General features: G+C 46.7%; 7 protein-coding genes. 5 read left to right on the plus strand and 2 right to left on the minus strand.

Annotated features, from left to right (window positions below; genetic code table 11):
- Position 1 precedes the first annotated feature (1 nt).
- The 5 genes from LZZ85_RS22275 (at position 2) to LZZ85_RS28880 (ending at position 7,350) form a co-directional block, all read left to right on the plus strand.
- Entirely contained in the window at positions 2–1,891 is a 1,890-nt protein-coding gene (locus LZZ85_RS22275; RefSeq protein ID WP_237875576.1) for a CocE/NonD family hydrolase, read from the plus strand.
- A gap of 139 nt (positions 1,892–2,030) precedes the next feature.
- On the plus strand, positions 2,031–3,905 hold the full coding sequence (locus LZZ85_RS22280; protein WP_237875577.1) for a CocE/NonD family hydrolase: 1,875 nt from the start codon (positions 2,031–2,033) through the stop codon (positions 3,903–3,905).
- A gap of 33 nt (positions 3,906–3,938) precedes the next feature.
- On the plus strand, positions 3,939–6,272 hold the full coding sequence (locus tag LZZ85_RS22285) for a glycoside hydrolase family 20 protein (protein WP_237875578.1): 2,334 nt from the start codon (positions 3,939–3,941) through the stop codon (positions 6,270–6,272).
- 141 nt (positions 6,273–6,413) lie between these two features.
- A complete protein-coding gene (locus LZZ85_RS22290) occupies positions 6,414–7,244 on the plus strand; it encodes a carboxylesterase family protein (RefSeq protein WP_237875579.1) in 831 nt (276 codons plus the stop codon).
- Entirely contained in the window at positions 7,165–7,350 is a 186-nt protein-coding gene (locus tag LZZ85_RS28880) for a fibronectin type II domain-containing protein (RefSeq protein ID WP_432422780.1), read from the plus strand. Before LZZ85_RS22290 ends, LZZ85_RS28880 begins: the two co-directional genes overlap by 80 nt.
- A gap of 568 nt (positions 7,351–7,918) precedes the next feature.
- On the opposite strand, the gene LZZ85_RS22295 is transcribed toward LZZ85_RS28880, so the two are convergent.
- Together LZZ85_RS22295 and LZZ85_RS22300 are read right to left on the minus strand one after the other, a co-directional pair.
- Entirely contained in the window at positions 7,919–9,478 is a 1,560-nt protein-coding gene (locus tag LZZ85_RS22295) for a SusD/RagB family nutrient-binding outer membrane lipoprotein (protein WP_237875580.1), read from the minus strand.
- A gap of 54 nt (positions 9,479–9,532) precedes the next feature.
- Positions 9,533–12,979, minus strand: coding sequence for a SusC/RagA family TonB-linked outer membrane protein (locus LZZ85_RS22300; RefSeq protein WP_237875581.1), 3,447 nt, complete (start codon positions 12,977–12,979; stop codon positions 9,533–9,535).
- Positions 12,980–12,981: the final 2 nt, after the last annotated feature.

The raw sequence follows: 12,981 nt of genomic DNA on the forward strand, positions 1-12,981 counted from the left end.
CATGAGAAGATTACTTGTTTACTTTTTGATGTTTATGCTCCCGCTTACCGGGTTCAGCCAGCATGAGCAGGATTCTGCCTGGGTCAGGGAAAATTACACCAAACGCGAAGTCTATATTCCTATGCGCGACGGTATAAAACTATTCACTGCCGTATACGCGCCGAAAGATATGACGGAGAAACATCCGATCCTGATGACACGGACACCCTATTCCTGCGCGCCTTACGGAGACACGCTCTACCCTTCCAATCTCTGGCTGCAGCACCTGAGATATTACCTGCGTGAAGGATATATCATCGTTCGCCAGGATGTACGCGGCCGCTGGATGAGCGAAGGTGAATTCATGGATGTACGCCCGTTTAACAAAGACAAAAAATCAAACTCAGATATTGATGAAGCCAGCGATACGTATGATGCGATCGACTGGATGGTGAAAAACATTCCCGGAAATAATGGTAATGTCGGGGTGTTCGGCATCTCCTACCCCGGGTTTTATTCCACGATGGCCGCCGCTTCGGCTCACCCGGCGCTGAAAGCCGTATCTCCACAGGCTCCGGTAACAGATTGGTTCATGGGCGACGATTTCCACCACAATGGCGCTTTCTTCCAGATGGATGGTTTCCGTTTTTATTCATCATTCGGAAAACCCAGGCCTAAACCAACGACGATAGGTCCGAAGGGATTTGAATTCCCCGTAAAAGATGCCTACAAATTCTATCTCGAAGCAGGGTCTCTCGCGAAGCTGGGAGAACTCATGGGTGACAGTATCAGGTTCTGGAAAGAAATGTATTCTCATCCAAATTATGACGCATGGTGGAAGGCGCGTGATGCAAGAACAGCCATGTACCACATCAAACCCGCCACACTTGTGGTTGGTGGCTTATTCGATGCAGAAGATTGTTATGGTGCCTGGAATCTTTACAAGGCAATTGAAAAGCAAAGTCCCTCTACCAACAACAAGATCGTAATGGGCCCCTGGTATCATGGTCAATGGGCCAGCCGCGACGGAGGGTTTCTCGGAAATGTAAAATTCGGCAGCAATACCGCACTATGGTATCAGAACAATATCGAGATCCCGTTCTTTAACTTTTACCTGAAGGGAAAAGGAAAGAATCCTGAGTTACCGGAAGCAAGCATCTTCTTTACCGGGGAGAACGCCTGGAAGAAGTTTGAGCAATGGCCGCCCGCAGCAACCAGTGGCCGGGAGATCTATTTCTCCGCAGACAATCAGCTGTCATGGGACAAACCAACATCAAAAGTTGCTCCTTATTCCTATATAAGCGATCCCGCGCACCCGGTCCCTTATACTGAAGATGTGCATTTCAACCGTACACGCGAATACATGACCGATGATCAGCGTTTTGCTTCGCGCCGCCCGGATGTGCTGACCTTCCAGACAGCTCCTTTGGAAAACGATCTTACGCTCGCAGGTGAAGTCATTGCCAACCTGAAGACAAGCATCACTGGCACAGATGCAGATTTTGTGGTAAAGATCATTGACGTTTTCCCCGACGATTTTGCTTATCCGGGCGACGTTCCTCAACCCGGCCGCGCACCAGGCGGTTCCTACCCGATGAACGCTTACCAGATGCTTGTCCGCGGAGAGATCATGCGTGGCAAGTTCCGCAACAGCTTTTCTGAACCGGTACCATTCAAACCCGGCAAAGTGGAGACCGTAAAATTCTCACTACCCGATGTTGCACATACGTTCAAAAAAGGCCACCGGCTGATGATACAGGTGCAGAGCAGCTGGTTCCCTTTAGCTGATCGCAACCCGCAGGTGTTTATGGATATTTATAAAGCCCAACCGAAAGATTTCAAAACAGCTACCATCAGCATTTATCATGATAATGTTAATAGCAGTAGTGTGACGCTGCCGGTGTTGCGATAAAAGTTTAAAAGTTGGATAGTTGAGCAGATGCCAGTGATTTAATGATTTTTGGACAGAAACAGGGAACGTTTAAACTTTTAAACAATAAACTTTTTAAACTTTTTAATTGCCCCTTCATTTCGAACACGTAAACTCATTTATGAAAAAGATAGCGCTCTATTTATTTCTTTTGTTCCCGATCCTCGCTTTTGCGCAGGGTGGAAATCCTGATGAAAAATGGATCAAAGAGAATTTTCTTAAAAAAGAATATTACATCCAGATGCGGGATGGCATCAGGTTGTATACTGCCGTTTATACACCCAGAGACAGCTCGCAGAAGTACCCTATCCTTATGCAGCGTACTCCGTATTCCTGCAGACCATATGGTGAGGAGAACTATCGTGGAAGGCTTGGCCCGAACACCAGCCTGATGAAAGAAAAATACATTTTTGTTTACCAGGATGCGCGCGGCCGTTACAAAAGTGAAGGCACATTCAGGGAAATGACGCCATACATTCCGAATAAAAAATCAAATAAAGATGTTGATGAATCAAGCGATACGTATGACACGATCGAATGGCTGCTGAAGAATACAAACAGCAATGGCCGGGCAGGGATCACCGGTATTTCATTCCCCGGTTTTTATTCTACCGCAGCTTTGCCGGATGCGCATCCTGCATTGAAAGCCGTATCACCGCAGGCGCCGATGTCTGATGAATTCATGGGCGATGACTGCAACCATAACGGAGCATTCTTCCTGATGGATAACTTTGGTTTCTACAGCGGCTTTGATGGCCCTAAAGCAGCCAATGGAGAAAGCTACGCTCCTTTCTTCCGTGCTCGTTACTCAGATGCATACAAATATTTCCTCGATCTTGGTCCATTAAAGAATGCTAATACGGACAAATTCTTTTCAGACAGCAACAGTGTATGGCGTCAGGTGATCAAACATGATACGTATGACGAATTCTGGCAATCACGCAATATCAAACAGCACCTGAAAAACATCACGCCGGCCGTACTGGTCGTGGGAGGTTGGTTTGATGCGGAAGATATGTATGGTGCCCTGAAAACATATTCGGCAATTGCTTCGCAATCCCCTAAAAGCAATGCACGGCTCGTAATGGGACCATGGACACATGGAGGCTGGGCCGGCCCAAGCTGGACAAGCTATGGCCAGTATCATTTTGGCGAAAACCTCAACCAGTTTTTCCAGGATGAGATCGAAACAAAATTCTTCAATTTCTATCTGAAAGATAAAGGCAGCTTTGACAGGTCGAAAGTGACCCTGTTCGAAACAGGATCCAACAAATGGAAAAGCTACGACGTATGGCCTCCGGCCGACAGCAAGCCTGTTCCCTATTATTTTCAGCCTTCCGGTAAATTAACGACGGCCAAACCAGCCGGTGTCAACAGTTCTACTGATTATCTCAGTGACCCGAACAAACCTGTCCCTTATACAGGCGTGATCAGCCCAAGGCGAAACAATGAGTACCTGGTGGAAGACCAGCGTTTTGCTTCACAGCGTCCTGATGTGATCAGCTTTGAAACGGATACGCTGACAAACGATCTTACATTGACTGGTGAAGTAATCGCGAACCTATTAGTGTCCATTACTGGGTCAGATGCTGATTTTGTGGTGAAACTGATTGATGTCTGGGGCGAAAATGAAATGATCCCCGCGCCGGCAGGCACCCCGAATGCCCGCCCCACACCAATGGGCGGTTATCAGCAGATGGTAAGAGCCGACGTATTCCGTGGAAAATTCAGGAATAGTTTCAGCAAACCTGAGCCCTTCGTCAAAGACAAGATCGAAAAAGTAACGATCAGATTGAATGAAGTGGCTCATACATTCAAAAAAGGACACAGGATCATGGTACAGGTGCAAAGCAGCTGGTTCCCGCTGGTTGACAGAAACCCCCAGAAGTTCGGCTATATTCCTGGTATGGATGCAAAGGATTTCCAGAAAGCAACGATCCGCATCTTCCATGACGGAAAAAACAGCAGCAATGTAGTGCTGCCTGTATTACAGTAACGTGCAAATAGACACTATTTATTAAAAAGCGCTATGAGATCATTTCTTTACCTGATTTTGCTGCTCTCCTTTTCTCTCTGTAGTGGAGCACAGGAGATTTCAATTATTCCCAAGCCGGCATCCCTGAAAAAAGGAACAGGTGTTTTCAACCTGTCTAAATCAACATCGCTGGTGATCCAGGATGAGGGAGACCTTCCTGCCGCGGAATTTTTGAACAGCTATCTTGAGCAGATCTATGGATTCAGATTAACAGTGAGTAAAACGCCCGGGATAAATACGATCCGTTTCTATACAAAAAAGTTCATCAAGGCTCCGGAAACAGACGGCTACACATTTGAAGCAACTGCCAAAGGTATCAGCGTAAGCGGAGATACCTATGCAGGAACATTTCACGGGATGCAAACCCTGATCCAACTGTTGCCGGTCACAAAAGCAACGCTGCTAAAAGTACCGGCAGTTTCCATACAAGACGCTCCACGTTTCGGCTACCGGGGCATGCACCTTGATGTGAGCCGTCATTTCTTCCCGTTAAGCTTTGTAAAGAAGTATATTGATTACATCGCGATGCACAAGATGAACTACTTCCACTGGCATCTTACAGATGATCAGGGATGGAGGATTGAGATCAAAAAATATCCGAAGCTGACAACTGTTGGCGGTTGGAGGAACGGTACGATCATCGGCCGCTATCCGGGCACGGGTAATGACGGCCTGAAATATGGAGGCTTCTATACCCAGGATGAAGTAAAAGAAGTAGTGGCTTATGCAGCCGCAAGACATGTGACCGTGGTACCGGAGATCGAGATGCCCGGACATGCTTCCGCAGCGATCGCGGCCTATCCTGATCTGAGTTGTTTTCCAACTGAACCGACCAAAAGTTTCTTTCCGAAAGACTGTACCTGGGCTGGTGATACAACCGGAAAACAGGTGCAACAGACCTGGGGTGTATTCGATGACGTGTTCTGCGCCGGTAAAGAGAATACCTTCAATTTCCTGAAAGATGTGCTGGATGAAGTATTGCCACTTTTCCCATCTGAGATCGTTCATGTTGGTGGCGACGAATGTCCGAAGGCAAACTGGAAAAGATGTCCTCTCTGCCAGCAACGAATGAAAGAAAATGGGTTGAAGGATGAGCATGAACTGCAGAGTTATTTTATCCAGCGTATGGAAAAATACCTGAATACAAAAGGACGCAAGCTGATCGGCTGGGATGAGATCCTGGAAGGAGGCCTCGCTCCTAATGCCGCAGTAATGAGCTGGCGCGGTGAAGCCGGTGGTATTGCTGCTGCAAAACAGCATCACGAAGTGGTGATGACGCCAACCGATTATGTATATTTTGATTATTCACAGACAACCAATGAAGATTCGGTAACAATCGGTGGTTATGTGAATCTGGAGAAAGTGTATGGCTACAACCCTATACCACCGGCGCTGAATGCCGCTGAAGCAAAATATGTTCTCGGAGCACAGGCCAATCTATGGTCTGAATACCTGAAGAATACGCGCAAAGTGGAATACATGATCTTCCCGAGGATGACAGCACTAAGTGAAGTTTTGTGGACACAACCGGCTAATAAAAGCTGGGCTGATTTTGAAAAACGCTTACAAACTCAGTTCAAACGTTTTGATCGCTGGAATACGAATTACAGTCGTGCATTCTTCGATCTCAAATCATCTGTCCTTCCTGCTCCCGGCAACAATGGTTTGATATGGAAGCTTGAATCAAAACAACCATCGGTGCAGATCCGTTATAAGCAATCCGCACCCGGTGTGGAGACAGACATTACCACCGGTTCTCAAATATATAAAACTGCTGTGCCGATCAAAAGCTCGACCACTATCGCTGGCTGGAGCACAACCGGTACACAGGTGAACAATCAGCCGATCGTCCAGGAATTCCGTTTCAACCTTGCAACGGGTAAAAAGGTCACCCTCGCAACGCCTCCGGCAAACAAATACATCAGTGATGGTGCATTCACGTTGGTAAACGGTATACAGAATGAAAAGGGCATGTCTCGCGCCCGCGAGTTCCTCGGTTTTGAAGGAACGGATTGCGATGCCACAATAGATCTGGGAAAATTGACTACTGTAAAAGAAATAACGGCCCATACACTTGAGCAGCGCGGCACCTGGATCTATTATCCTTCTGCAATGGAAGTATTTGTTTCTTCAGATGGCAAGAGCTTCAAATCAGTCGGCACAACTTCCGATATAACTGCTCAAAAAACACTTAACCTCCCACTCCCTGCGCCTTTACAGACGCGCTACATCCGCGTTTGGGTAAAGAATAAAGGAGTCATCCCGACAGGTTTACCGGGAGCGGATCACAGGGCATGGTTGTTCGTCGACGAACTCGAGGTTCGCTAATGAACATGAATAGCGAAGAACGCGAATAGGCCGTTCAGGTTTGGAATGTCTTGTTTTCTTTATGGAAAATTCAGGTTCTTCAAATCTAAACGGCCTTTATTTGAAGTCCACATTCCTATCTTGTGGTTCAAATTCTTTTATATGTGGTTCAGGTTAACTGCTATTTTTCTTTTTTGTTTGATGTCATCCGGAGCTGTAGGCCAGGTTCATACCTATGATAATGCGGAAGTTGATAGTCTTACTTTTCAGCAAACGCGGAAAGTATTGATCGATCTGTCACCGGCAAAGTATTTGAAGAAGACTTATAAGAGTGGTGATGTTGAGCTTCCATACCGGTTGTTATTGCCTGATGACATTAAAAGCGGACAGAAATATCCATTGGTCGTCACACTCCACAACTCTTCAAGAATAGGCACTGATAATGAAAATCAACTGGAGCCGTTAGCGAGAATCTGGTTAAGAACGGAAATTTCCAGCAAATACAAATGTTTCGTTCTCGCGCCTCATTTCAGTAAACGTTCTTCAGACTACACTCCGAACGGACAGGGAGTACTTGTTTCGAACCCCTCCGCCGACGTACCTGTTTTACTAAAACTGATCGACAGCCTGGAAAAAGAATATCCCGGTATTGACAAAAGCAGGATCTATCTTGTTGGCTACTCAATGGGTGGCTCAACAGCCCAAAACCTGCTGAATATCGCACCTGCAAAATTCGCAGCAATGGTTTCGATCGCTGGTGTTCCTGATATGTCAAACACTGGCCGGATCAGCAGCAAACCCATCTGGCTGATTCACGGCAAGAAAGATCAGGAAAATCCTTATGCAGGCAGCCAACTTCTTTACAGAAAACTATCCGGCAATAAAAACCTGGTATTTACCACCTTCAGTAATCTTGATCATAATAGCATCAATATTCCCTTTCTCCTTTCGGAGAAAATCCCTCAATACCTGTTTGCAAAATACAATCGATGACAGAAGAAGGTGGTGCAGGTTGAATAATTGGAGAATGGTAAAGCGATATTTTCTAATTGGCTCGTGGGGGAAAGTCGCAGTTAGACTATTCACCACACCACTTTGAAAAACCTCTCACTACGTGCGCGCGCAGCTTGCGACGCTTTTTTGCAGTGTGCGATCGCGAAAAGCACTATCAGAAGCATTCAGTAAGATTGCTTCCAGTAGTGCGTACATGCGTTCTCATCCGTATCCTATACGTTTTCGCCCGCGAACATTCTTATGTATAATTCTTTTATTACTATCTCATTTTCTTCTTTTTTAAATTCTCAACAAATAAATAAAAAAGTCACCGCCACCTCCATGGCTGACCTCCTCCACCAGCCCTGAAAATGACGGTGAACTTTAAGAATTCTCTTCGGTAAAGATCGCACTGCGACAGGGCTGAGACCAAGGGATGATCACCAATTCTCAAGTGAAAATAACGGCAAAGATCCTGGGAAAACATCAGCATTATCCGTCAAAAAAGCATCCAGGATTGCATATTGAGCAACGCAAAAAAAAGCTGCCCCATCCGGGGCAGCTCCTCACTTACTATATGTATACAACTGCTTAGACTTTTTGCATATGCACTAACCGGTGCAACATTTATCAATCATAGAACTTTTTTCGCGACCATACGTGCCGCATTCACGTTATTGTTTGTCCCACCAAACCCTTCCGATCAGCAGATCTCCTCCCGGTACCGCATCATGGGCAACTTTATAGTTGGTCGGGTTGGTATTCGCTTCTGAGAGTGGGTACGGGAAACGACGTGGTACAGTTCCGTTGGTTACGTTGCCCGGATAAACCACCGGTGTAAGATTAGGGATGTTTGTTCTTCTCCAGTTACTCCATCCCTCATAAAAATCGAACATAGTGGCGGTCAAAGCAAAATACTGTGTGTTGATCATTTCGAGACCGCTTCCTGCAACGTACGGATGTGCTGCGAGGTATGTATCAGCAGCCGTTGCGGAGATCGCTGCAGCTGCATCATAAGGTGCCATATAAGTAATGGCAGCTTTCACACCATTATTGTAATACGTCGCAGCGGCACCAATGCCGGGAATACCCGTCAGTCTCGCAGCAGCATCAGCAAGCAACAATTCAGACTCACCATAAGTGAATACGAATGTTGGCGCATTCAGTTTGTTAAGCAATGAGCTTGGTTTGGAATATGCAGCCATGGTTGTATAACCTGGTGCTGAGGAGATATCTCTTCCGGCAACGCCACTGAGGTCATAGCCATTCGGCATGCCTTTCTGATTGGCTGGCGTCCGGTCGCCATTGTTCACCTGTGCGATCACGCCAAGTCTCGGATCATTGTTATCCTTCATGAAATCGATCAGCTTCTTAGACCATTTCACATAGTCGGCCTCTGGCTGACCCTGCAATACCTGAAAGTTACGGTTCACTGTTGGACGTCCGCCGGCTTCATCATGAACGAGGTAAGCGTTATCATCGTTGCTTTGCATCGTTTTACCAATGGCTTTGGCAACAGTTGCCTGTGCTTTGGCAGGGTCTACTTTTGAGAGGCGCATTCCTGCACGAAGCATCAGAGAGTAAGCCAGTTTCTTCCACTTTTCGATCTGATCAGTTTTACCGCGGTAGAACGCATCTCCGTTTGGCTTATCTGCCGCAGGATCGAGTGCGATGGCTGCTTCTTCGTATTCTTTGATGATATCAGTGTAGATGTCCTGCTGTTTGTCGTATACAGGGAAATAGGTTCCGCTGTAATAACCGAGACCTGCTGCGGAATAGGGAACATCGCCATACAGATCAGTGATCCGTTGCAGGATCATCGCCCGCATGATACGCCCTATCTGGTGCAGGTTCTTATACTGTGCTTTGTTTCTTGTCAGCTCAACAAGATCAGCTACCGGTTTCACTTGTTCAGGATAAGCCACGAACCAGTAGGCAGCGGTGTAATCTGCATTCAGGATGTACTTATCACCTGCCCAGTAACCGATCACAGTAGACAACTGTTGCATCATTGTAGATGAATAGATCAGGTTCCCGCGCCAGGTTTCATAGCTGAAATCAAAGCTGCCGGTGTACGCAAGCTGAGCGGTGGTCAGCAGATAATTAGGTTCAAAATTGGTTGGGTTATACGCCGTCGGATCTGTATTCAGTTCGTCAAAGTCCTTTGTACAACTGGTGTACAATGTCACGGTGGCGGAAAACAAACCAAGCAGTTTTATAAATTTGTTTTTCATCCGTATAATTTTTTATTGGTTCAGCTGCCAGGCAGCCGGTAATCGTTAAGTCGCCTAGAATTTTAAATTGAGGTTTGCACCGAAGCTTCTTACTGGAGGTACGCCACCAAGTTCGAGGCCTTGCGTATAACCGGAGTAGCTTGCTTCAGGATCGATGTTATCCGTCTTCTTCATCAGGATGAACAGGTTTCTTCCCACCAAACTGAGGCTTGCGCCCTTGATCGCTTTTCCAAACCATTTCTTCGGCAATGTATAGCCGAGTGTGAACTGGCGGAATTTGATAAAGCTCGCATCATAAACAAAGAGTTTGGAAACATTGCCGGCCAGTTCTGTATAGTACGCCTGTGCATTTGTTGCCGTACCACCCGGATTAGGATTGAAATTACTTTCACGTCCTTCCAGTGTATTCTGATGAAGACCGAAGAAGTATCCATAGTAATCCGTTGCAGAGAACAGCTTGCCTCCGAATTTACCATCGATCAGGAATCCGAGGGTGAAATTGTTGAAAGTAAATTCGTTGTTCCAACCCATCGTGTATTTGTGATAAGCAGAACCCCATGCTTCCAGTTCCCCTCTTGCCGGCACACCATTCGCACCGAGTACGATCTTCCCGGCAGCATCATACTGATAATCGAACGCCATTACCTGATTGGCCGGAGAGCCAACGATATGACGGGTGAACCCAAACCCGGTACGGGATGTACCTACGGCAAGTTCAGCCTGTCCGTCTGTAAGGGAGACAACTTCATTTTTATTGATGGAGCCGTTCACAGAGCTGGTCCAGCCAAAATTGGATGATCTGTCAAATGGTTTTGCCGTTACAAGAAACTCAAACCCTTTATTCCTTAGTTCACCAATGTTCAGGATCACACCTGTATAACCGGAAGTGTTGGACGCGGGCGATTCAAAGATCTCATTCTTTGATTTCTTGTTGTACCACGCCACATCTACGGTAAGTTTACTTCCCAGTAGACCTAATTCTGCTCCTATTTCGATCTCACTTGCGCTTGACGGACGAAGTTTGGCATTAGGAATAGATGTGTTCGTAATGTTTCCCAATGGCAGGCCATTCAATTGCTGAGGGAACAATCCGTAGTTCAGCAAGGTCTGATATGGTCTTGTTGCCTGACCCACATTTGCCCAACCCATCCGGAGTTTACCATAGTTCATCCATGTTGGTTTAATGAATTGGGTGAACAGGAAAGAAGCGTTCACTGATGGATAGAATACATCCAGATCGCTGGAAGGCGCAAGTGTGGAGAACCAGTCATTTCTGCCTGACGCGTTCAGGAACAGGAAGCCTTTATAGTCGAGATCAAGTGTTGCATATACTGATTGAACTTCCTGGCGGAAATCGGTATACTCGATCGTTTTGTTTTTTGCATTCAGGATCGTGTATACATAAGGAACAGCAAAGTCAGTTCCGCCTTCCGTTGTTCCTTCTGCGCGTGCTTTCATGAGGTTTGCTCCGGCATTGGCGGTGATGTTCAGGTCCTGCCCGATCTTGAATGATTTACCCGCCAGGACATCCACGTTCAGTTCGGAAACACGGTTGAAGTTTTCGGTGATATTGCGGAATGCCTGCGCATAGTAGCCGGTACCGTTAGGCACTACGCCTGTATAACGATCGTAGTAGAAGTCGCGGCCCGCACGTCCCTGGACAAAGAATCCATTGTCGAAAGTGTACCTCGCGCTGACCACGCCGATCAGGCGGTTACGTGTCGTGTTGTTGATGAATTTATCAGCGGCAAACCATGGATTGGTTGCATAGTTGTTATTGGTGAATAGCAGCTCGCTTCCATCAGCCTTTGTTCCTGGCTTGAGTGTATTTATGTTCAGACTCGTTGGAAGAAACATGGTCTGGAAGTTCGCGTTACCTGCACCATCAGCCAGTATCGGACGGTTACGCGCTTTATCCATTACATAGTTCGCTTTTACATCGATGGTAAGATTCCTGCTTACAGAGTAGCTTGTCGCAAAATTCAGTGTGTTGCGGTTAAGTCCTGAATTTGGTATTACCGCGCTGTTGTGAAGATTGCTGGCGGAGAAACGTACAGAACCTCCTTCAAATGCTTTGCCGAATGATACCGTATTGGTCAGCGTGCTGCCAGTCCGGTAAAAGCGGCCGATATTTCCTTTTTGTGCAGCATAAGGCCTTGTCTGACCGTCGAATTGAATGACGCCGGAGCCATCCAGTTTTGCTCCCCAGCTCGAGTTACCGGCATCGAATGCAGCAACTGCGGTAGTGGGCTTTAAACCATTGGCACCATTGCCATATTCATACTGCCAGTCGGTAATGTCCATTACCTTATCTGCCGTATAGTTTGAGTTGAATTCGATCGTTCCTTTACCGCTGCCGGATTTTGTGGTGATCAGGATCACGCCTGCTTTTGCCCGTGAACCGTACAATGCAGCAGCAGCCGCACCTTTAAGAATCGAGAATGATTCGATATCGTCGGGGTTAATGTTCTGGATACCGTCACCATAATCAGGTGAGTTATAATACTGCCCTTTCGTGTTGGCCAGGTCATTCCCTGTAGCGAGGTTGTTGGTCATAGGGATCCCATTGATCACATACAGTGGTTGGTTATCTCCCGATAAGCTTGATACACCACGGATGATGACGCTGGTAGATGCGCCCGGACCACCGGATACAGAACTTACGTTAACCCCCGCAACTTTACCAACAAGCGAGTTGGCTACGTTTGTTTCGCGGGCCTGTGTAACATCGCTGCCTTTTACTTCCGTTACAGAATAGCCCAACGCCTTGCGTTCTTTTTTTATGCCGAGCGCGGTGACCACCACTTCTGTCATTTGCGTGGCACCCGGAGCCAGTGCGATAGAAAGCTGCGCATCATTGCCGACGGTGATCGCCTGTTCTGCATAGCCAACATAAGAGACCAGCAGTACATCACCTTTTTTGGCATCGATCACAAAGTCGCCATTAGCATTTGTCGTTGTTCCTTTGTTAGTTCCTTTCAGTGAAACACTAACGCCGGCCAGCGGTGCTCCCTTATCATCCGTGATCTTCCCGGTGATCGGATCAAAGACCATTTTCCTGCTGCCGGAAGGATTCTCAGAATTGAAGTTGAGATGCTGAAGGTTCTCTTCCGAAACTTTTTCTTTTTCTTTTACGATCACAAATGTATTGTCGGAAACTTTTGTGTATCTGAGTCCGGTATTTTTCAATAATTCATCCAGTATTTTTTCAACGGATGCGTTTACATCTTTTACCGGGCTTACGAGTTTACTACCGAGACTTTGCTCGGAAAAAAGGAAGTAGGTTCCTTTCTTTTTGTTCAGGTCTTTCAGAACATTGAAAAGTGTTTTCTTTTCGCCGGTTTCCTGTTTCGGTTGCTGTTGTGTGTATGAAGGAATTCTTTGAGAAGAGTTGGATGCAAAGGAAATTCCATTGCTTTGCGCAGAACCGTCCAGGCTGACCAATAGCTGGGCGCTCATCAAACACCCCAGCATTCGGTAAAAGGGCTTTGAATGTCTCATTG

The organism is Terrimonas ginsenosidimutans, from assembly GCF_022012415.1.
GTDB classification, from domain to species: Bacteria; Bacteroidota; Bacteroidia; order Chitinophagales; family Chitinophagaceae; genus Terrimonas_A; species Terrimonas_A ginsenosidimutans.